This is a genomic window from Brevibacterium jeotgali (genome assembly GCF_900169175.1).
GTDB classification, from domain to species: Bacteria; Actinomycetota; Actinomycetes; order Actinomycetales; family Brevibacteriaceae; genus Brevibacterium; species Brevibacterium jeotgali.
The window spans coordinates 62,523-83,168 of sequence record NZ_FXZM01000003.1 but is presented as its reverse complement, the minus strand read 5'-3'; the positions used below and the strand labels follow the sequence as shown (position 1 = coordinate 83,168).

The following is a 20,646-nucleotide window of genomic DNA, read 5'->3' as shown; positions in this document are numbered from 1 at the left end:
ATAGGAGGCGAGTTTTGTTCCCGGGGGTGCGTGCGGTGGGTCACCGAGGACGTCGGCGAAGGTGTCGGCGAAGACGCCCACGGCCGTCCGTCCCTGTCGGAATCGGACGGCCGCGGGCCGTGTCTCTGAGAACTAGGCCTCTGCGACGACCGGTTCGTTGCCCGCGATCGCGGTCCATCCCAGGTAGCTGCCATCGAGCTCTGCGATGTCATACCCCTGCCGGCGCAGCGCGCTCGCCGCCACGCTGCTGCGGACCCCGCTCTGGCAGTAGGTGACGATCGTGCCGTCCTGCGGGAGTGCATCCATGTGCCACAGGACGCGACCGCCCGACAGCTGCTGCGCACCCGGAAGGTGTCCTGACGCGTACTCCGTCTTGTTCCGCACGTCGAGCAGCATGACCCGCTCGAGATCGTCCAGGTCCTGCGGCGCGACGAGGCGCGGCGGCACCAGATCCAGCCCCTCAAGCGAGCCGATCCACCCCTGGACCGTGTCGATGCCGACCCGCACAAGATGATCGCGCATGCGCTCGGCGCCCTCCGCCGAATCTGCCAGCAGCACGAGCGCCCGTGTCTCGGCCTCCGGGTTGTAGGCCCAGGCACCGAAGCTCGCGGTCTTCGCGGCACCCGGGATGTTGAGCGATCCGGGCACGGTGCCTTCGTGCACGAGGCTGTTGTGCCGGGTGTCGACCAGGATCATCCGGTCGGCCTCCAGCTCTGGTCGCAGGTCGTCGGCGGAGTACTCGACGAGGTCCGGTACGGCACCCAGCACTGCCGGCCCCTCCCGGTTCTGCCGCTTCATGCGACCGAAATACGCGTGCGCGTCCGGCTGTCCGTCCAGCAGTTCGTCGAGGAACCCCTGCTCGTCGTCCTCGCGGAGGTACGGCGCCCACCAGGCGAAGGTCCGCTCGTACCCGACGGTCGTCGTCGGGATCGCACCCAGCGCCTTGCCGCACGCGCTGCCCGCACCGTGGGCCGGGAGCACCTGCACGTAGTCCGGCAGGGCGAGGAAGCGGTCGCGCAGGCTGGCGAAGAGCTGCTTCCCGCCCCCGAAGCGTGTGTCCACTCCCCCGGCAGCCTCATCCAGGAGGTCAGGCCGGCCCAGGTCGCCGACGAAGACGAAGTCGCCCGTGAGCATGAAGCCCGGCGCATCGGCCTGCGCACCGTCCGTCACCAGCAGGGACATATGCTCCGGTGTGTGCCCGGGAGTGTGCACGGCCCGCACGGTGATCTTGCCGAACCGGATCTCGTGGCCGTCCTTCATCCGCACCGCGCCATCGAAATCGGACCCGTACGTCCAGTCCGGGCCGCCCTCGTCCGACACGTACACCGTCGCCCCGGTCGCCGCGGCGAGCTCACGGGTGCCGGAGAGATAGTCGGCGTGGATGTGCGTCTCCGTGACGCCGACGATCCGCATGCCGTTCGCCTCTGCGATGCGGAGGTAGTCGCCGAGGTCCCGGCGAGGATCGATGACGAGCGCCTCGCCTTCCGCCTGGCAGCCGATGATGTAGCTCGCGTGCGCGAGGTCTTCGTCGTAGATGCGTTCCAAGAGCATGGGAGTCTCCCTGAGATCGGCGGTACGAGTTCAGTCTCGGTGTTCAGTCGCGGCAGTGGCAGCGGTCCGCCTGCGGCACCCCGGCGAGCGCGTCTTCGATGTGGTCTCCGCATCCCATCCAGGTGGGCTTCTCACACGTGCGGCAGGTGACTCGTCGGCACATAGTTTCTCCTCTTCTCCTATTCCTCTACCCAGTGTGACCGCCGGACACCCCGTGGTCACCTCACAGCGACGACTGTCAGCGATTGAAGAGGCGCGCGAAGAACCCGCCCCGCTCCGCTCGTGCCGCGGACATCTCTGCGGGCGAATGCTTCCCGCCGCACCATTCGGCCGTCGGGACGACCTTCTTGACTTGGGCAACGTGCTGTCCGCACCCCGCCCACGTCGTCTTTCCGCAGGTGCGACACTTCGCAGCTCGGCACATCACGACACCTCTTCTCTCCGCATGACACATACCCTCACGGGTATCCAGCTGGAAGCACTATACCCCCACAGGTATGCTGAGAGCTACCCCCGACCCCTCCAACGAGCATAAGGACACAGGATGACTGCAGCCCGCGAGAACATGGCATTGCCAGAATCGATCGCTCACGATCCGGAGGCGAAGAAGAAGATTCTCAACCGCCTCAAGCGCGCGCAGGGTCAGCTGGCCGCGGTGATCGATTCGGTCGAAGACGATTCCCACTGCCGCGAAGTCGTCCAGCAGCTGTCCGCAGTGTCGAAGGCGCTCGATCGGGCAGGGTTCCTCGTGATCTCACACGCGATGCGGCAGTGCATGACGGACCCCGACGGAGACGGCGCAGAAAGCCCGGAGGAGCTCGAGAAGCTGTTCCTCTCCCTCGCCTGATCCAGCCTCACGCACGCCAACCGGATCCTCATGCCGTTACCAGCCGGCGCCTGCGTCCGGCGAGGAATGGTGCCGTCCCACCGGCAGCACGAGCGGCTTGCCCGAGACCGGGTCCTCGATGACCCGGGACGTGAGGCCGAAGACCCTCTGCACCGTCTCCTCGGTCAGCACGTCCTCCGGCAGACCGCGTGCGAACACTCCACCGTCGTGCACGGCGACAAGCCGGTCCGCATACCGGGCCGCCATGTTCAGATCGTGCAGCACCATCGCGATCGTCGTGCCCGACCTGCGGTTCAGATCCGTGAGGAGGTCGAGCACCTCGACCTGGTTCGCGACGTCGAGGAACGTGGTGGGCTCGTCGAGCAGCAGCAGATCGGCCCGCTGCGCGAGCACCATCGCGATCCACACGCGCTGGCGCTGCCCGCCGGACAGCTCGTCGACCGGACGCTCCGCCAGGTTCGCCGTGTTCGTCACCATGAGCGCCTCTGCGACCGCTCGGTCGTCGTCGCCGGACCAGCGGGCGAACATCCCCTGATGCGGGTGCCGGCCCCGGCCCACGAGGTCGGCCACGATGATGCCCTCCGGCGCGATCGGCGACTGCGCGAGCAGACCCAGCACCCGCGCGACCTCCTTCGTCGGCATCGAGTGGATGTCCTTGCCGTCGAGCACGACGCGTCCCGCCTGCGGAGTGAGCAGGCGCGCCATCGCCTTGAGCAGCGTCGACTTCCCGCAGCCGTTCGAGCCCACGATCGCGGTGATCTCCCCGGGCACCAGCTCGATGTCGAGGTCCTGGATGACGGCCCTGTCGCCGTATCCGAGCGAGACGTCCTGGGCTGAGAGCTGATGAGCGGTGGTCACTGCGCGCCTCCAGAACGGGTCGAGCGGACGAGGAGATAGATGAGGTACGGAGCGCCGAGCACCCCTGTGATGACCCCGACCGGGTAGCGGGTGCCGAACGCGAACTGGCCGACGAAGTCCGCCACGAGGATGAGGAGTGCACCCACCAGCGCCGCGGGGATGAGCGGCGACCCGGCGGATCCCGCCCTGCCCAGCAGCCGCAGCGAGATGGGGCCGGAGAGGAACGCGACGAACGCCACCGGTCCGGCCGCCGCCGTCGCGAACGCCAGGAGCGTGACGGCGAAGAGGATGAGGAGCAGCCGCGTGCGCTCGACGCTCACGCCCAGCGCGGCCGATGTCTCCTCCCCCAGGCGCAGCGTGTCGAGGCCCTTAGACAGCATCGTGAGGACGACCGCCCCGATGGCCACCACCACGATGAGAGGTGCGGCCTGCTCCATCGTCGCGCCGTTGAGGTTGCCGTTGAGCCACCGCATCGCGACCTGCAGGTCCCACTGCGCGGCCCGCGAGATGACGTACGAGACGACGGACTGGAGCATCGCGGCGATGCCGATGCCGATGAGGATCAGGCGCGTGCCCGACAGTCCGCCCTTGAAGGACAGGAGGTAGATGACCCCCGCGGTCACGAGCGCTGCGATCGTCGCGATGATCGACACGGCCGTCTCCGACAGCGACAGCATGACGATGCCGAACACCGCTGCCGCCGATGCCCCGGAACTGATCCCGATGATGTCCGGGCTGGCCAGGGGGTTGCGCAGCATGGTCTGGAAGGTGATGCCTGCCATGCCGAACGCGATGCCGGCCAGCAGGCCCACCAGCGCTCGCGGCAGGCGCAGCACGCCCACTGTGAACGACGCGCCGGACACCTGTTCGCCCAGGAGCACCCGGACCACGTCGCCGGGGCCGTAGAACTGACGACCGAACATGAGCGAGACGGCGAGCATCGCGAGGACGAGGACCGTGAGCGCAGCGCACACGACGAGGTAGCGGCGCCGGCGCGACCGCCGGCCTGCGGCGACGCGATCGACGACCGACCGGACCTCGGCGCCGGGGCCGGCCTCGACCTCGGCGGCGGTGCGGATCTGCCCGGCGGCAGCCCCGGCAGCGGTCTGCCCGGCCGAGCCCCACCCGTCCGACGCGGCGTGCTTCACAGTGCGCGCACCTTCATGCGACGGACGATGAGGATGAAGAAGGGGGCGCCGACGAGCGCGGTGACGATGCCGACCTCGAGCTCCTCCGGCCGGGCGATGACCCGACCGATGACGTCCGAAGCCGTGAGCAGCACCGCGCCGGCGCACGCCGACAGCGGGAGCAGCCAGCGGTGATCGGGACCGAAGAGCATGCGGCACACGTGAGGGACGACGAGGCCGATGAAGGCGATGGGGCCGGCCACCGCCGTCGCGCCGCCGCACAGCAGGACGGCCCCCACGCCGGCGACGATGCGCGTGCGCTCGACGTGGACGCCCAGCCCTCGTGCCATCTCATCGCCGAGCGCCAGTGAGTTGAGCCCGCGCGCACTCACGAGCGCCAGCACGAAGCCTGCGATGAGGAACGGCGCCACCCGTGCGATCGTGTCGAACGCTGCCCCGCCGACTCCGCCGATCTGCCAGAAGCGGAACGAGTCCATGACCTCGACGCGCGGGAGGATGACCGCGGAGACGAGCGAGCTCAGTGCGATCGACGTCGCGGCACCGGCGAGGGCGAGCTTGAGCGGGGTCGCTCCCCCGCGGCCCAGGGAGCCGACCAGGTAGACGAAGACCGCGGTCACGGCTGCTCCGGCCAGCGCGACCCAGATGAAGGAGTACTGGTTCGTCATGTTGAAGAACGTCATGCCGATGACGACGAAGAGCGCGGCACCGTTGTTGATGCCGAAGATGCCCGGGTCGGCCAGCGGATTGCGGCTGACGCCCTGCATCAGCGCCCCGGAGACTCCGAGAGCCGCGCCGACGACCAGGGCGAGCAGGGTGCGGGGGACGCGCTGGGAGACGGCGGCCTCGGCGAGGCTCTCCTGCGAACCGGAGACACCGGCCACGATGTCCGCCCAGGTCACCCCGCGAGCGCCGAAGGCGACGGAGGCGACGGCGACGAGCATCAGAGCGGCTGCGAGCGCGACGAGCGCGACCGCGCGCACCGACCACGACCGCTTCCGCCCGGTCAGGGCAGGAGGGGCCGGGGCGACGGCGGGCGGGGCGATCGGCGGTGCTGTGAGTGAGCTCATGAGGCGTCCGTAGGGGACTGTGCGTCCGTCGGGGACTCGAGGCTGCGGAGCCCGCCACCGGGTCGTCGCGCTGAGCGGCGACCCGACGGGCGGGGCGGCCGCCTCAGTCCTGCGCGGCCTTCGCGGCGGCCGCGTCGAGTGTCTCGAGGTAGCTGTCCATGTATTCGGTGTCGATGTTGAGCGGCGACGGGTTGGATGCGGCCGCCTCGGGGGCGTTCTCCGGCAGCCACGCGACGGAGTCGCGTGCGACCGCGGGGATCCTCGACAGCAGCGGGTCGTCCTGAAGGGTCGCCTTCTGGTCGTTGTCCTCGGCGACGATGAGGACGTCGGCGTCTGCGAACGTCTCTGCAGCGGTCTCCGAGCTCTCCGAGCCCATGAACGCCTCGTTGCCCTCGGAAGCCGTCGTCACGGACTCCGGGATCTCCATGCCGATCTCCGGGAGGAACTGCACGCGGGGGTCGCTGACCGTGAAGAAGCCGAAGCTGCTGGCATCCTGGGGATCCGCATACCCCCACATCGCCGAGGTCCCGGCGAGGTTCTCGTACTCCGCGACCTTCTCTGCGAGGACGGCTTCGTTCTCCTCGATGAGCGCCTGCCCCTCCGCTTCGAGGCCGAGGCCCTTCGCATCCTGCGTGATGGTGTCCTGCCAGGTGGAGCCCCACGGGGTCTCCGGGTAGGCGACGACGGGTGCGATCTGGGACAGCGTGTCGTACTCGTCCTGGGTCAGCCCCGAATAGCCGGCGAGGATGACGTCCGGCTCCGAGTCCGCGATCGCCTCGAAGTCGATGCCGTCGGTGAAGTCGTAGGTGGCGGGCAGCTCCTCGCCCATCTCCTCGACCTTGTCCTCGACCCACGGCAGGACGCCGTTTCCGTCGTCATCGCCGTAGGTGGCCTGCTCCATGATGACGGGCACGACGCCCAGCGCGAGAGCGGCCTCGTGGTTGCCCCATGCGACGGCGGCGACGCGCTCCGGCTTCTGCTCGATGACCGTTTCACCAAACGCGTGCTCGACGGTGATGGGGAAGGATCCGTCGCCGGATCCGCCTGAATCTGCGGCGGAGTCGGTATCGCCGCCTCCGCCGCAGGCGGAGAGGACGAGGGCGGCGGTGGCCGTGACGGCGGCGAGCGCAGAGCGCGTTGTGCGCATGGGCGGTGACTCCTCATGGACGGAATGCGGATGTGAGGACGGCCCGGATGCCCGGCCCGTCAGGGATCGGCGCGTGCTCGCGCACGCTCGACTCCGGAAGCATACCGCAATGAGATAGGAAGTCCTTACCTAATTCAGGTGATGCTGACCTGACATCGAGGGAAGCCGGCGGTCACCGCATACCGGCGTCGCGCAGCAGCCTCGACTCGCTGATGACGATGCGGTCGATCCGGTGGATCCACCGCGCGCGGGCCGGATCGCCTCAGTGGGGCGAGGTCAGCGACCGGTACTCTGGCGAACAGCACCGAGGAACGGAGCCTGCATGACACCCACAGTCGTCCTCACAGGAGGCAGCGACGGGATCGGCGCCGCAGCCGCGCGGATTCTCTCGACCCGGGCCGTGGACCTGGTGCTCGTCGGCAGGTCGGCGGACAAGACCCGGGCCGTCGCAGAGGAGACCGGCGCCGACTTCCACATCGCTGATTTCGCCCGTCTGGCGGACGTGGACCGGATCGCCACTCAGATCGCCGCAGACCACGGGCGCATCGATGTACTCGCGAACAATGCCGGCGGGCTCTTCCCCGGCCCCCGGATCACGGAGGACGGCTTCGAGAAGACGTTCCAGGTCGACCACCTCGCGCCGTTCCTCCTCACCCACCGGCTCCTGGATCCGCTCCTGGAGGGTGGAGGTGCCGTCGTGAACACTGCGAGCATCGGCGCAAGGATCTTCGGTCGCTTGGACCTGGAGGACATCCAGACGCTCACGACGTTCTCCGCCAACCGGGCGTACGGGAACGCGAAGCTGGCGAACATCCTCTTCACGAAGGGCTTGCACGAGCGGTTCGGAGCGCAGGGCCTCTCGTCCGTCGCGTTCCACCCGGGAGTCGTCGCGACGAGCTTCGCGTCTGACAGCGGCACCGTGATGAACCGCCTCTATCAGGGTGCGGCGAAGCGCCTGCTGACGTCGTCGCAGCAGGGCGGCGGCACACTGACGCACTTCATCTCCGGCACTCCGGGCAGGGAGTGGACGTCCGGCGAGTACTACTCCGACCGGCTGAAGGTCGCGCGCACGAACAGTGCCGCCTACGACCCGGAGGTCGTGAGGCGGCACTGGGAGCTCAGCGAGGAGCTGCTGCGTCGCAGAGGATGGCTGTGACGGGCATGCGGCCGAGCACTGCGCTCGGCCACATGCGTGCTTCTGCCCGCCGATATCAGTGGGCGAGGAGTCTCACCGGAAGCCCGCCGACGCGTCATCGAGCGCTGCCACCTCGTCAGCGGACAACGTCAGCTCGGCAGCCGCGAAGAGCTGGTCGAGCTGGGCGGTGCTGGTGGCGGCGGCGAGCGGTGCGGTGATCTTCCCATCCGCCATCGACCAGGCGAGAGCGACGGAGGCTGCGTCCGTGCTGTGCGCCGAAGCGACCACGTCCAGCGCGGAGACGACTGCCAGCCCTTCCGGGTTGAGGTAGCGTTCGACGGCACCGGCGCGCGCTCGACCGGCCAGGTCCGCCTCCGTCCGGTATTTGCCGGTGAGGAAGCCACCGGCCAGCACCTGGTACGGGAAGACGGACATGCCGTGTCTACGGGCCGCAGCCGCCATCTCGCCCTCATACTCCCGGGCGACCAGCGAGTACCGCGGCTGCAGGGCGACCGGCAGCGCGAAGCCGTTCTCCTCCGACACGCGGAACCACTCATCGATCGCCGCCGGAGTGAAGTTGGACAGCGCGATCGAGCGCACTGTGCCGGCCTGCACGAGGTCATTGAACGCCGCGGCGCTCTCGACGATCGGGGTCGCGTCGTCCTGGTAGTGCGCGTAGTACAGATCGATGCAGTCGGTCTGCAGGCGCTGGAGCGATTCGTCCGCGGCGAGCGCGATGTTCTGCGGAGACAGTCCCTCGCGTCCCGGCTTCGCAGCGACCTTCGTCGCGACAATGATGTCTTCGCGGTTCCCACGCGAGGCGAACCATTGACCGATGACCGATTCGGACTCACCGCCGGAGTTTCCGTCGACCCAGAACGAGTACATGTCCGCGGTGTCGAGGAAGTTCCCGCCGCGCTCGACGAAGCCATCGAGCACTCGGTGGAACTCTTGGGGCGAGCTGGGGTCGTTGAACGTGTTGGTGCCCAGCCCCAGGGGGTGGACGCGCAGGTCGGAGGACCCGATGGGCACGGATGTGCTGTTCGCGCTCGATGTCACGAAGAATCCCTTCTCAGTATCGGATGTGCCTGCGCCCCAGCGTAGTCCGAGCCCGCTGCGTCGCCCCCGGATCGCGCAGCCATCACTCGCCGGACTGCCTCTTGACGTTGTCGCGACGTCAAGGTGTTGGATGAAGGCATGAGGATCGGAGAAGTCGCCCGGCTGCTGGATGTCACGACACGGACCGTGCGCCACTACCACCGCAGTGGAGTGGTCCCTGAGCCTGCCAGGCGGGACAACGGATACCGCGACTACGGACTGCGCGATGTCGTCCTCCTCATGCGGGCGGTCAGGCTCGCAGCGGTGGGGCTCTCGCTCGACGAGGTGGCGGAGGCCGTGCGAGACGATGACATGTGCGACCTTCCAGACATGCTGCAGGAGCTCGAAGCGGATCTGGGCAGGCAGGAGCGGGATGTGCGCGCCAAGCGTGATGCGCTGCGGAACCTCCGTGAACGACTCCAGTCGTCGATCGGCGATGACAGCGCCGCCGGTGCATACCTCCCCGACGAAGCGCGCGCACTCTTCGCCTCGCTCCGGACGCACGGTGCAGAAGGGCAGAGCCTCGACGTCGACCGCCGGGCCATGAGTGCGCTGCCGGCGGAGTCGGTGCACGTGTGGGCGGAGACGATGTCAGACGTCGCGTCCGATCCGGCCGCGTCCGCACGACTGGCGGAGATCTACCGACGGTTCGACGACCTCGGGCGTGGGGACGCGGCCACGCGGACGGACGATCCGGGGCTCCCGCGTCTCGCACATGATCTGCTCGCGGTCATCCCGGAGCCGCTCCGCAGGCAGTTCCTCGACGCACCGGTCGACGAGATCCCGTTCCTGGATGCCGTCACGGACGACCTCTCCGCTGCGCAAGCAGCTGTGATCCGACACCTCCTCACGCTGAGGAGTCCGGAGTGATCACGGCACGGTGGACCTCACGCGCGGCGAGGGCCTCCGCGCCGGTCTCGCGAGGCCGCGCTACCGCGATCGTCCACGCAGCGCTCCTCGTCCTCGCCCCGATCGAGATCGCCACCGCCGTCCTGATCGCCACTGGAGTGCCACTGGCTGTGTGGATCCCGATCGTCGTCGGCGTCCTCCTCGTCGCGACGGTGGCCGCCGAGGTCGTGCTCGCCGCACGCGTCTACCTCCGGTCTCGCCGGGCCGGCTCATCGAGGAGGGATGCGGTCAGGCAGCTCGTCCGCGAATCGGTGCCGGCGCCGGTCGTGCGCTTCGCTCGGTTCGAGATCCTGCTGTGGGTCAGCGCGGGGCGGTGGGTGGCACGGCGGCCGTTGGTCCCGGCGGATGGACGGGGCGTCACCTTCCACCGCCACGAGATGCCGGTCCTCCTCGCCTTCGCCGGCCTGGGTGTCGTCGAGATCGTCGTGGCCCACTGGCTGCTTCCGTGGCCGGTCGCGCGCATCGCAGCCCTGCTGCTGGGCGTCATGGGGGTGCTCTGGGTTCTGGGGTTCATCGCGTCTCTGTCGACGCGGCCCCACTGGGTGACCGACAGGGTGCTCGGCGTCCGCGTGGACTCCGACACGATGATCCGCGTGGACCTGTCATCGATCGCCGTCGTGACTGTCGCGATGCACCACAGCGCCGAGAACGGGGTGCAGGTCGTGCCGTCCCCCTCGGGCAGGGGCGAGGCTGTCTCGGTCGCCCGGCACGGTCAGACGAACATCAGCGTCTCACTGGAGCACGGCACGGCGCTCGACGTGCCTGGCCACGGCGTCGTGGAGGTCACGAGACTCTCGTTCTGGGTCGATGAGCCCGAATCGCTGCTGGAGCTCCTGCCGCAGGGGCCGCGCGCCGCGTGACGGTGACGCACGAAGCGCCCGTGGGATTCCACAGGCGCTTCGTGCACTATGCTGCTCGACGGTTCAGACCACAGCAGTCACGTCAGATCCACAGTGCCGGATCCGTCAGCACACCATCCGGTGTCGGGTGACCTTCCGCGTCCAGCGGACGCGACTTCGGGAACTTCACCGTGGCGGGCACACCGACCGCGGTCCCGCCGGCGGCCACGTCCTTGACGACGACGGCGTTGGCCCCGACGGCGGCGTTCTCGCCGACTTCCACCGGCCCGATCAGCTTCGCGCCCGTGCCGACCACCACGTTGTCGCGCAGCGTCGGGTGGCGCTTCTCCTGCGCCATCGATCGACCGCCCAGTGTCACCTGGTGGTAGAGCATGACGTCGTCGCCGATCTCCGACGTCTCACCGATGACCACACCGTTCGCATGATCGATGAAGAAGCGCTTGCCGATCTGCGCCCCCGGGTGGATCTCCACACCGGTGAGCGTCCGCACCGCCTGCGACAGCAGACGGGCGGGCGCTTTCCCCACGTCGTACTGATTCAGCTTGTACAGACCCCGATGCGCCCAGATCGCGTGCAGACCGGGATACGACAGTGCGATCACCAGATCATTGCGAGCCGCAGGATCACGGCGACGAGCGGTATCGAGGTCTTCTCGCAGGGTGGCGCGCACGATCGGACGCGTCAGCCCGTAGGCCGCCGCGCCGACCGCGGCGGCTGCTCCGATCAGTCCGAGACGTCCGCGCATCAGGAATCCATGTACTCCGAGAACAGCGGTGTGGTGAGGTAGCGCTCTCCGAAGTCGGGAAGGATGACGACCACACGCTTGCCCTGGTTCTCCGGGCGGGAGGCCACGGCCTCGGCCGCGGAGATGGCAGCGCCGGAGGAGATGCCCACGAGCAGGCCCTCATCCTTGGCGACCTGGCGGGCGACGTCGAAGGCGACCTCGTTCTCCACCGTCTGGACCTCGTCGTAGACGTCGCGGTCCAGGACCTCCGGGATGAAGTTCGCACCCAGCCCCTGGATCATGTGCGGCCCGGCCTCGCCGGTGGACAGGATGGGCGACGCGGACGGCTCGACGGCGACGATCGTCGCCTCAACGCCCTCCTTCTTGAAAGCACGGCCCACTCCGGTGATGGTGCCACCGGTGCCGATGCCGGACACGAACACGTCGACCTTGCCGTCCGTGTCACGGATGATCTCTGGGCCGGTCGTCGACTCGTGGATCGCCGCGTTGGCCTCATTGGCGAACTGGCGGACGAGCACTGCGCCCTTGTCTGCGAGCGATTCCGCCTTCTCCACGGCGCCGCGCATGCCGTCGGCCTTGGGGGTGAGCTCGAGCGTCGCACCGAACGCGCGCAGCAGTGCACGGCGTTCCTTCGACATGGATTCCGGCATCGTGAGGACGACCTTGTAGCCGCGCGCAGCACCCACCATCGCGAGTGCGATGCCGGTGTTGCCGGACGTCGCCTCCACGACCGTGCCGCCGGGCTTCAGCTGGCCGGACTTCTCAGCAGCCTCGATCATCGCGACGCCGATCCGGTCCTTGACCGAGTTCGCGGGGTTCGCACCTTCGAGCTTCGCGACGATCTCTGCGCCGCTGCGCTCGCTCGCCTTGTTGAGGCGCACCAGCGGGGTGCCGCCGACGATCTTCGTGACATCGGAGTGAATGGTCATGTGTGCCCTTTCCGTTCCTGCTCGGGGAATCCGGCCTACGGTTCCGGGTCGATCGTTCGACGCCCCGAGCAACATTCTGCGGTTTGAACTGCGAGGAACGGTCAGCATCAGGCGTCGAGCTCCTCGCTCACACACCAGCCAATGGCTTCAGCTGCTGATTCGTTGCGGTATCAACGATCCTAACCGGGCTGAGGACCGGTTTTGTTCCCGCTGTCCGGAAGACGGACGTGTTGGGTGCGGGGGCACGAGCGCAGGGCCGCGGTCGACGAGGATGGTTGCCCGTGAGGGACGGGCCGCTGGTTCGACGGACAGGCGCGTACACCTGTCCGTCGACCTCTCCGCCCGCCCCTCACGATCAGAGTTCGCGCGTCACGCTCAGAGCTCGCGCCACGCGATCAGGGCTCGCGCTGCGCTCCGCCGATCAGGTCGCTGCAGACGTCACAGCATCACGTCGAGGATCACGACCACTCCCAGCACGCTCATGACGACGCCGGACACTCCCGTGACGACGGTGGCCGCGCGCGGTCGCGAGATGAGAATCGCGCCTGCGCCGAGTGACACCGCGAGGTAGATGATCCCGCAGGTGATGACATGCACGACCCCCAGCACGATCAGCTGCATCGCGTCAGACATCGGTGCTGCGTCCGAGACGAACTGCGGCACCAGCGCCAGGAACATGAGATACACCTTGGGGTTCAGCAGACTGACGCTCATCCCCTGCAGCGTGACAGTGCGCTTCGACGGCAGTGCGCGCACACGGGGCTTCACCGCCACTGCCGCCTCGCCGTCACTCCTTGCGCCGTCACTCCTTGCACCGCCTCCCACGTCGCCGCCGGGCGCCACCACCGGGTCGCCGTCGCACAGCACACCCGGACCGCTGACCTTCTGGCGCGGGCCCTCATCGTTGTGGCCGCGCTGCCTGTCACGGCTGCGCGACCTGCCATGGCTGCGCGGCCCTGAGCACCCGCGCGGCCCTGAGCACCCGCGCGGCTCTGAGCCGCCCCGCGACCCTGAGCAGCCGCACGGCACCTCGTCGACGCGATCGTCGCGATGGCCGCGATCGCCGCTGGGCACCGTCGCAGCCCTGCGCTCCCGCAGGAGACTCTGCAGGGCCGAGGTCCCCAGCCAGAGGAGGTAGAGGCCACCCACCACACTGATGACAGTGAGCATCCAGGCGTGCGTGGACACGACAGCCGCCAGCCCCAGCGCCACGGCCAGCGCGATCACACAATGTCCGACGACCATTCCGGAGACGGCCTGGACACCGCGACCACGGAGTCCCGCGGAGACCAGATAGGCCCAGTCGGCACCCGGGGTGCAGATCAGCAGAGCGGCGAGGCCCCAGAAGGCGAGGAGAAGCGAATAGTCCATGAGGGAAGACTATTGAGGACGTTTCCGAATGTGCTTCGCGATCTCTTGCCTTCCGCGAGGTCAATCGGGAGACTTATCGCCATGGATGCGATTGACCGGGAGATTCTTTCACTGCTGCACGATGACGGACGCGCGACGATGACGCAGGTAGCGGGGAAGGTGGGGCTGAGCCTCTCCGCGTGCCACAGACGCTTCCGCGATCTGGAGACCAGCGGAGTCATCCAGGGGTTCCGCGCCGAACTGGATTTCGAGAAGCTCGGCAAGCCGTTCGAGGCCCTGGTGTTCGTCACAATGGAGGCCGGCAATCACGCTGCGATGACGGCTTTCGAAGAGGCCGCCATGCAGGTCCCCCAGATCGTCCAGGCGCAGCGTCTGTTCGGAGCTCCGGATTACCAGCTCTATGTGGCGACCGCTTCGAAGCAGACGTACCAGGAGCTCTACGACTCCACACTCTTGCAGCTGCCGGGTGTACGACGCATGACCTCGACTCTCATCATGAAGACCGTGGTCGCCCACCGCGCACCGCTGTAGAACTGCCGCAGTCGTGCCTCAGGCGTGCCGCAGAGCTGCAAGGCCGCAGTCGGGCCGCAGTGCCGCTGATGCACCGCAGTCGTGCCTGCGTAACGGGCCTCACCTCGCCGCGTAGGCCGTTCGCAGTCCGGCCCCGATAGGATTCTGCCCATGACCATTCACCCCATCGTCGTCTATGGAGAGCCCGTCCTGCACCGCGCTGCGGACAGGGTGACGGAGTTCGACGACGAGCTGCGCACGCTCGTCGCTGACATGTTCGACACTCTTGCCGCATCCAACGGCGTGGGGCTGGCCGCCCCGCAGATCGGCGTCGGCAAGCAGATCTTCGTGTACGACGCGGAGGACGATGTCGCACAGGTGCGGCGCCGCGGCGTGTTCATCAACCCGGTGCTTGTGGGCTCCAAGGTGTCCGACGGCCGCCCGGACCCCGATGCCGAATCGGAAGGCTGCCTGTCCGTGCCGACGCTGGACTTCCCGCTCAAGCGCAGCGAGAAGGTGACGATCAACGGCAAGGACGAGAACGGGGAGACGATCTCACTGGTCGTCGAGGGCTGGTTCGCCCGGATCATGCAGCACGAGTACGACCACCTGCAGGGCACCCTCTACGTCGATCGCCTGCAGGACAAGTGGAAGCGCCGCTGGAAGCGCGAGCAGAAGGCGGAGGGCTACAACGTGCCGGGCGTCTCATGGCTTCCCGGCACGGATCCGGACCCGTTCGGCCATGGCGAGGACGACGAGGAAGACTGACAGGCGCCCCGCGCCAGCCTCCGAATACCCCCGCCACCTGCACTGTCTCCTGCTAGGCTCAGCGAACCGAGCCACTAGCCACGAGGCAGGGAGCGCTGTACGGGTTTCTTGTCTCACACCTGACTGCGGAAGGTGCGGAACATGTTGAACCGCCTCCATGACAGCCTGCGGCTGAGGACGACTCCGGTCATCTTCTTCGGTGCCGCGGGCATCATCCTCCTCTTCGTCATAGCGACGATCCTCTTCACCGATCCGCTCTCCTCGGCGACCGGTGTCGCTTCCCAATGGCTCATGGAGAACCTCGGCTGGTTCTACATCCTGGGAGTGACGCTCTTCCTGGTGTTCCTCATCTATATCGCCGCCAGCCGTTTCGGCCGCGTGAAGCTGGGGCCGGATGACGAGAAGCCGGAGCACTCCAACCTGACATGGTTCGGCATGCTCTTCGCTGCGGGCATCGGGACCATCCTCATGTTCTGGGGCGTGGCGGAACCCGTCAGCCACTTCGGTGCCCCACCGCGCGGTGAAGCACTGGGGATCCAGGCGGAGACCCAGGCTGCGGCGATGGAGGCCATCAACTTCTCCCTTTACCACTTCACCTTCCACACCTGGGCGATCTTCACCCTTCCGGCCCTGGGCTTCGCATACTTCATCCACAAGCGGAACCTGCCGCCGCGCGTCTCGTCGATCTTCCAGCCGATCCTGGGCCGTCGCATCCACGGACCGATCGGTAAGTTCATCGACATCGTCGCCATCATCGGCACGGTCTTCGGCGTGGCCGTCTCGATCGGCCTGGGCGTGCTGCAGATCAATGGCGGTCTGGAGCAGCTGGTCGGCATCCCGCAGAACGCCGGCTGGCAGCTCATCATCATCGGCGTCGTCACCGGCATCGCGATGATCTCCGTGGGCCTCGGCCTGGAGAAGGGGATCAAGGTCCTCGCCAACGTCAACATCATCTCCGCGATCGCGCTGATGCTCTTCGTGCTCGTCGCCGGCGGAGCGACGGTGTTCATGCTCAAGGGGACGATCGAGTCGTTCGGCTCCTACGTGATGAACCTGCCTGAGCTGGCACTGTGGAACGACACCTTCGCCGATACCGGCTGGCAGAACACCTGGACCGTCTTCTACTGGGCATGGACCATCACGTGGTCCCCGTTCGTGGGCATCTTCATCGCCCGCATCTCACGCGGCCGCACGATCCGCCAGTTCGTCGTGGGCGTGCTCGCCGTGCCGTCGCTGTTCTCCGTCGTGTGGTTCGGCATCTTCGGCTACGCCTCCATGGACATCGAGCTCAATGGTGACGGTGGACTGGTCGAACGGGTCGTGGACGATGGCGACATCCCCGGCGCCCTCTTCGAACTGCTGTCCCACTACCCCGCGGCATGGATCGTCTCCGTCTTCGCGATCGTGATCGTCATCATCTTCTTCATCACCTCGCTCGACTCCGCCGCGCTCGTGATCGACACGATGGCCAACGGCCACGAGGACTTCAACCCTCTGGGTCAGCGCCTGTTCTGGGCTCTGGCGGTGGGCCTCATCACCGCGACGCTGCTCGTGTTCTCGGGCGAGGGAGGCCTGGGCGCCCTCCAGTCCATCAGCATCCTCATCGGTCTGCCGTTCTTCATCATCGCGTTCTTCCAGATGTACGCGCTGCATCGCGCACTCAAGGAAGACGCCGGCGAGATGCCCGCCATGCGCACTCGTGAATGGCGCAAGGTGCTCACGCCGGAGGAGACGGTCCGCCGTATGCGGATCGAGGACGACAAGTACGACTACGAGGACCCTGTCAGCACGACGACTCGACCGCAGCCCGCGACCGAGGTCCCGGTCATGCAGGATCCTTACATCCGTCCCCCGACGGGTCGGGATGTCCGCCGCCACCGGCGCGATTCCACCCTGGCAGGCCGCACGGGCAGCCGGAAGCTGCCGAAGCCGAACGTCGACGGCTGAAGCGCGCTGAGCGCGACTCAGCCGGCCGACGGCTGACTGAGTCCTGAGTCCGAGCCGGTCCAAGATGGAGACCGGTCCGGACAGCCAGTGGCCGGGGCACCTCCTGCGAGGGGCCCCGGCCACTGGCTTATCTGACGGCTGGTCAGCACATCACGGCCTGGCGGGATCGGGCGGCTCATCCGGCGACTCACCGGAACCCTTCTCTGATGCCTGGTCGACCGCTCCTCCCATGTCGACGTACTCCTGCGAGGTCTGGAACTCCTCCGTGTCGAAGACTTCGCCTCCCAACGGGTCGGGTCCGCTGTCCGCGAGCACTGGTCGTCCGGTAGCGGGATCGAACTCGAGCATGTTCGACGGCACGGGACGATACGAGACGATGTCGGGATCGACCGTGCTCTCCTGGCCTTCACGGTTCCGCGGAAGCCCGCCCAACGATGCAGAGACCCCGCGCAGACCGTGCACCTCGCGGCGGAACCGTGCAGACAGCGGTTCCGCAGACTCCTCGGACTCAGCAGGCGTGAGCACCTGGATGTGCTCCGGCATCGTCGCCACGTCGTGACGGAACGCCCGGTACAGCGCGACACAGGCCAGGACGAGGATGACGGAGAAGGGCGCCGCGGTGGACACGGCGACCGTCTGCAGCGCGGTGAGGGCCGCATCGCCCCCGACCACCAGCAGGACTGCCGCGACGGCGCCTTCGAGGATCGCCCAGAACACGCGGGTGGACTTCGGCGTCTCGACCTTGCCGCCGCAGGCGAGCATGTCGATGACGAGCGATCCGGAGTCCGACGACGTGACGAAGAAGAACACCACGACGATGATCGCGACGACACTGAGGACCGCGCCGATGGGGAACAGGTCGAAGAACTGGAACAGCGACGCTGTGCTGTCGACTCCCTCACTGACATCGAGCTGACCGGCGTTCGCGTAGAACATCGAGCCGGATCCGAAGATCGTGAACCAGACGAGGCTCGCTGCCGTGGGGGCGATGAGCACTCCCAGCACGAACTCACGGATGGTGCGGCCACGCGAGATGCGCGCGATGAACATGCCGACGAAGGGTGCCCAGCTCGTCCACCAGCCCCAGTAGCCGATCGTCCATGCGGCCTCCCAGCCGTCCGTCGACCAGGCACCGGTGTGCAGCGCGTTGATCGGCAGCTGGCTCAGGTACGAACCTGCATTGAGCGGAATCGCCTGCAGCAGGAAGATCGTCGGCCCGATGAGGAAGACCACCAGCGCCAGCAGCGCCGCCAACGACATGTTGAAGTTCGACAGCCACTTCAGTCCCTTGTGCACACCGGAGAGCACCGACCAGAGCGCCACGGCCGTGACGACGGCGATCACGCCGACGATCAGACCCGAAGAGCTCTCCGCGATCCCCAGGAATTCCAGCCCGGCCATGATCTGGGTGACGCCGAAGCCGAACGACGTCGCGATGCCGAACAGCGTCCCGACGATCGCCACGGCGTCGATGGTGTGGCCCATCCATCCCTCGACGCGCTTGCGACCGATCAGCGGCTCGAGCAGCCACCGCACGGCCAGAGGACGGCCGCGGCGGAACGACATGTAGGCGATGCCCAGGCCCACCACCGCGTAGATCCCCCAGGGGTGAAGCCCCCACTGCAGCATCATGAGACCCACGGAGTCCTGCGCTGCTCCGATGGACATCGGAGCGTTCTCATGCGCTTCCGGAGGCAGCACGTAGTTGCTGAGCGGCTCTGCGACGCCGAAGAACACCAGACCGATGCCCATCCCGGCGCTGAAGAGCATCATGAACCAGGAGATCACGCTGAACTCCGGGCGCTCGTCGTCGCGCCCCAGGCGGATCCGACCGATCTTGGTGAACGCGCAGAACAGCACGAACACCAGGAAGACGTTGACGGCGATGACGTACCACCAGCCCACGCCGTCGGTGATCGCCTCGTTGAGCACGGCGGTGAGTTCCTCCGTCTGCTCGCGGAAGAGCAGGACGAGCGCGATCAGGGAGACGATCACGATCGCAGCCGGGATGAAGACCGGTCTGAGGATCGCCGAGCGGGCGGACAGCTCGGCCTCCGCCGCCTCATCCGTGGTGCCCGGGAGCTTCGCGTCGGCTGTCATGGTCCTCTGCTTTCATCAGAACTGGCCGGGCATGGTCCCACACCGCGGCGTCATCGGCGTCTGCGCAGATCACTCGGCGTCTGCGCAGCTGAACTGCGACATCCAGACAGTGTTGCACATCACCGCTCAGCAGTGTCGCAGATCACGGGCCTGCCCTGCGGGGTCCCGCCGTTCCGCGCTCCGCCTCACCGACCGCACGCAGACGCGGCTGCACACGACGAACACCGCCGCCGAGGCCGCTGCTGGGTCCCAGCTGCGGCCTCGGCGGCGGTGTTCGTGTGACGAGGAGGTGCGGCCCCTGCGTCAGTCACCCAGTGTGGCGGTCGAGGACCTCTGCACCTGCTTGGCGGTGATGAGCAGGCCGATCGCGGACAGTGCGCCGCCGATCGCGATGTAGAGGGAGATGCCGGCGCTGCCGTCGAAGGTGCCCAGCAGCGCCGTCGCGATCGTCGGGGAGAGTCCGCCGCCCAGCACGGCACCCAGGTTGTACGAGAGGGCGACGCCGGAGTAGCGGTACTCGGGCTTGAAGAGACTCACGTAGAAGGCGGCCATGGGTCCGAACACGAAGCTCAGACCGATGTAGGCGACGATCACCGCGAGGTAGATGAGGCCGACGCTGCGGCTGTCGAAGAGCCAGAAGTAGGGGAACGCCCAGAGGATCTGGAAGACGGCACCGGCCATCATGATGCGCAGCAGTCCGTACTTGTCCGCCAGCCAACCGGCTACGAACACGGCGATGAGCATGCCCACGGATCCGGCCATGCCGCTCAGCAGGATGACGCTGCGGTCCATCCCCAGCTGCTCCGTGCCGTAGGACATGCTGAACGAGTTGATGATGAAGATGAAGAGGTTGAAGCCCAGATTCACCAGCACGCCGCCGATGATCAGCGGCATCGCCGTGGCGATCACTCCCGCCAGCGGCAGGCGCGACACCTGGGGGCCGTCGGCCATCGTCTTGAAGACGGGGCTCTCCGAGATCCCCAGGCGCACGTAGATGCCGACGGCGATGAGGACGGCGGAGGCGAGGAACGGCACGCGCCAGCCCCAGTCGGTGAAGGCGGGGCCGGTGGCGACGGCCACGATGTTGAAGACGCCGATGCCCAGGATGCTGCCGATGGGCGAGCCTGCGGTGACGAAGGCGCCGAAGAACGACTTGCGGCCGCGCGGTGCGTGCTCGGTGACCATGAGGAACGCGCCGGACTGTTCACCACCCATGAAGAAGCCCTGCAGCACGCGCAGTGCGACGAGCAGGATCGGCGCGAGGACGCCGACCGCGGCATAGGTGGGGAGCAGACCCATCGCGACCGTGCAGGCGCCCGTGGCGACCAGCGAGATGACGAGCATCGTCTTGCGCGAGAACCGGTCGCCGAAGTGGCCGAACACGATGCCGCCCAGCGGCCGGGACAGGAAGCCCGCACCGAACGTCATGAACGACAGGAGTGAACCGATGAGGGGGTCCGACTCCGGGAAGAACAGCTGCGGGAACACGAGGCCCGCGGCGAGGCCGAAGATCAGGAAGTCATAGAGTTCGATGCCGGTGCCGATGGCGCTGGCCCCTGCGACGCGTCGCATCTCCTTCGGGGAGGTGGGCGCGCCCGGCCGGGCGGTCGCGGGAGTGGATGCGGGTTCGGGGGAACCTGCAGTCATCGCAGTCAT

The 20,646-nt window shown here is 67.6% G+C and carries 20 protein-coding genes; 7 read left to right on the top strand and 13 right to left on the bottom strand.

Annotated features, from left to right (window positions below; translation table 11 throughout):
• Nucleotides 1-132: 132 nt before the first annotated feature.
• The 3 genes from BJEO58_RS03830 to BJEO58_RS15125 form a co-directional block, all read right to left on the bottom strand.
• On the bottom strand, nt 133-1,551 hold the full coding sequence (locus BJEO58_RS03830; RefSeq protein WP_101587906.1) for an MBL fold metallo-hydrolase: 1,419 nt from the start codon (nt 1,549-1,551) through the stop codon (nt 133-135).
• Nucleotides 1,552-1,594: 43 nt separating this feature from the next.
• On the bottom strand, nt 1,595-1,714 hold the full coding sequence (locus tag BJEO58_RS15430; RefSeq protein ID WP_505541477.1) for a DUF8730 family Cys-rich protein: 120 nt from the start codon (nt 1,712-1,714) through the stop codon (nt 1,595-1,597).
• Nucleotides 1,715-1,789: 75 nt separating this feature from the next.
• Nucleotides 1,790-1,975 (bottom strand): DUF8730 family Cys-rich protein, encoded by a 186-nt coding sequence (locus tag BJEO58_RS15125; RefSeq protein ID WP_101587904.1) that lies wholly within the window; start codon nt 1,973-1,975, stop codon nt 1,790-1,792.
• A gap of 120 nt (nt 1,976-2,095) precedes the next feature.
• Here BJEO58_RS15125 and BJEO58_RS03820 point away from each other — a divergent pair, with 120 nt between their 5' ends.
• On the top strand, nt 2,096-2,398 hold the full coding sequence (locus BJEO58_RS03820) for a metal-sensitive transcriptional regulator (protein WP_179207160.1): 303 nt from the start codon (nt 2,096-2,098) through the stop codon (nt 2,396-2,398).
• A gap of 36 nt (nt 2,399-2,434) precedes the next feature.
• Here the strand turns inward: BJEO58_RS03820 and BJEO58_RS03815 are convergent, their stop codons facing one another.
• The 4 genes from BJEO58_RS03815 to BJEO58_RS03800 form a co-directional block, all read right to left on the bottom strand.
• The gene (locus BJEO58_RS03815; protein WP_101587902.1) at nt 2,435-3,256 is read right to left on the bottom strand and encodes an ABC transporter ATP-binding protein; all 822 of its coding nucleotides are present in this window, start codon (nt 3,254-3,256) and stop codon (nt 2,435-2,437) included.
• Nucleotides 3,253-4,335: a FecCD family ABC transporter permease gene (locus BJEO58_RS03810; protein ID WP_101588192.1), complete on the bottom strand. Its 1,083-nt coding sequence runs from the start codon at nt 4,333-4,335 to the stop codon at nt 3,253-3,255. The genes BJEO58_RS03815 and BJEO58_RS03810 overlap by 4 nt, the downstream gene beginning before the upstream one ends.
• A 65-nt stretch (nt 4,336-4,400) precedes the next feature.
• Nucleotides 4,401-5,471: a FecCD family ABC transporter permease gene (locus BJEO58_RS03805; protein ID WP_101587901.1), complete on the bottom strand. Its 1,071-nt coding sequence runs from the start codon at nt 5,469-5,471 to the stop codon at nt 4,401-4,403.
• Between the two features lie 103 nt (nt 5,472-5,574).
• A complete protein-coding gene (locus BJEO58_RS03800; RefSeq protein ID WP_101587899.1) occupies nt 5,575-6,618 on the bottom strand; it encodes an iron-siderophore ABC transporter substrate-binding protein in 1,044 nt (347 codons plus the stop codon).
• A gap of 322 nt (nt 6,619-6,940) precedes the next feature.
• Between BJEO58_RS03800 and BJEO58_RS03795 the strand changes: the two genes are divergently transcribed.
• On the top strand, nt 6,941-7,774 hold the full coding sequence (locus BJEO58_RS03795; RefSeq protein WP_101587898.1) for an SDR family NAD(P)-dependent oxidoreductase: 834 nt from the start codon (nt 6,941-6,943) through the stop codon (nt 7,772-7,774).
• Nucleotides 7,775-7,846: 72 nt separating this feature from the next.
• Here BJEO58_RS03795 and BJEO58_RS03790 read toward each other — a convergent pair whose 3' ends face one another.
• On the bottom strand, nt 7,847-8,812 hold the full coding sequence (locus tag BJEO58_RS03790) for an aldo/keto reductase (protein WP_246075956.1): 966 nt from the start codon (nt 8,810-8,812) through the stop codon (nt 7,847-7,849).
• 138 nt (nt 8,813-8,950) lie between these two features.
• Between BJEO58_RS03790 and BJEO58_RS03785 the strand changes: the two genes are divergently transcribed.
• Both BJEO58_RS03785 and BJEO58_RS03780 read left to right on the top strand, forming a co-directional pair.
• Complete coding sequence (locus BJEO58_RS03785; protein WP_101587895.1) at nt 8,951-9,721, top strand: helix-turn-helix domain-containing protein; 771 nt, start codon at nt 8,951-8,953, stop codon at nt 9,719-9,721.
• Nucleotides 9,718-10,620, top strand: a complete 903-nt coding sequence (locus BJEO58_RS03780; RefSeq protein ID WP_101587894.1) for a hypothetical protein — start codon at nt 9,718-9,720, stop codon at nt 10,618-10,620. Before BJEO58_RS03785 ends, BJEO58_RS03780 begins: the two co-directional genes overlap by 4 nt.
• A gap of 82 nt (nt 10,621-10,702) precedes the next feature.
• Here the strand turns inward: BJEO58_RS03780 and cysE are convergent, their stop codons facing one another.
• The 3 genes from cysE to BJEO58_RS03765 all read right to left on the bottom strand — a co-directional run bounded on the left by cysE (nt 10,703) and on the right by BJEO58_RS03765 (nt 13,665).
• Nucleotides 10,703-11,365 carry a serine O-acetyltransferase gene (gene cysE, locus BJEO58_RS03775; RefSeq protein ID WP_101587891.1) on the bottom strand — a complete coding sequence of 221 codons (663 nt, stop codon included), beginning with the start codon at nt 11,363-11,365 and terminating at the stop codon, nt 10,703-10,705.
• Nucleotides 11,365-12,294 (bottom strand): cysteine synthase A, encoded by a 930-nt coding sequence (cysK, locus tag BJEO58_RS03770; RefSeq protein WP_101587889.1) that lies wholly within the window; start codon nt 12,292-12,294, stop codon nt 11,365-11,367. Before cysK ends, cysE begins: the two co-directional genes overlap by 1 nt.
• A 438-nt stretch (nt 12,295-12,732) precedes the next feature.
• The gene (locus tag BJEO58_RS03765) at nt 12,733-13,665 is read right to left on the bottom strand and encodes a LysE family translocator (RefSeq protein WP_101587887.1); all 933 of its coding nucleotides are present in this window, start codon (nt 13,663-13,665) and stop codon (nt 12,733-12,735) included.
• 81 nt (nt 13,666-13,746) lie between these two features.
• On the opposite strand from BJEO58_RS03765, the gene BJEO58_RS03760 reads away from it, so the two are divergent.
• The 3 genes from BJEO58_RS03760 to BJEO58_RS03750 all read left to right on the top strand — a co-directional run bounded on the left by BJEO58_RS03760 (nt 13,747) and on the right by BJEO58_RS03750 (nt 16,890).
• The gene (locus BJEO58_RS03760) at nt 13,747-14,196 is read left to right on the top strand and encodes an Lrp/AsnC family transcriptional regulator (protein WP_101588189.1); all 450 of its coding nucleotides are present in this window, start codon (nt 13,747-13,749) and stop codon (nt 14,194-14,196) included.
• Between the two features lie 150 nt (nt 14,197-14,346).
• Nucleotides 14,347-14,943 (top strand): peptide deformylase, encoded by a 597-nt coding sequence (gene def, locus BJEO58_RS03755; RefSeq protein WP_101587886.1) that lies wholly within the window; start codon nt 14,347-14,349, stop codon nt 14,941-14,943.
• A gap of 141 nt (nt 14,944-15,084) precedes the next feature.
• Nucleotides 15,085-16,890: a BCCT family transporter gene (locus tag BJEO58_RS03750; protein ID WP_101587884.1), complete on the top strand. Its 1,806-nt coding sequence runs from the start codon at nt 15,085-15,087 to the stop codon at nt 16,888-16,890.
• A gap of 150 nt (nt 16,891-17,040) precedes the next feature.
• Here the strand turns inward: BJEO58_RS03750 and BJEO58_RS03745 are convergent, their stop codons facing one another.
• Nucleotides 17,041-18,990, bottom strand: a complete 1,950-nt coding sequence (locus BJEO58_RS03745) for a BCCT family transporter (protein WP_101587883.1) — start codon at nt 18,988-18,990, stop codon at nt 17,041-17,043.
• Between the two features lie 303 nt (nt 18,991-19,293).
• Nucleotides 19,294-20,646 carry an MFS transporter gene (locus BJEO58_RS03740; RefSeq protein ID WP_219617062.1) on the bottom strand — a complete coding sequence of 451 codons (1,353 nt, stop codon included), beginning with the start codon at nt 20,644-20,646 and terminating at the stop codon, nt 19,294-19,296.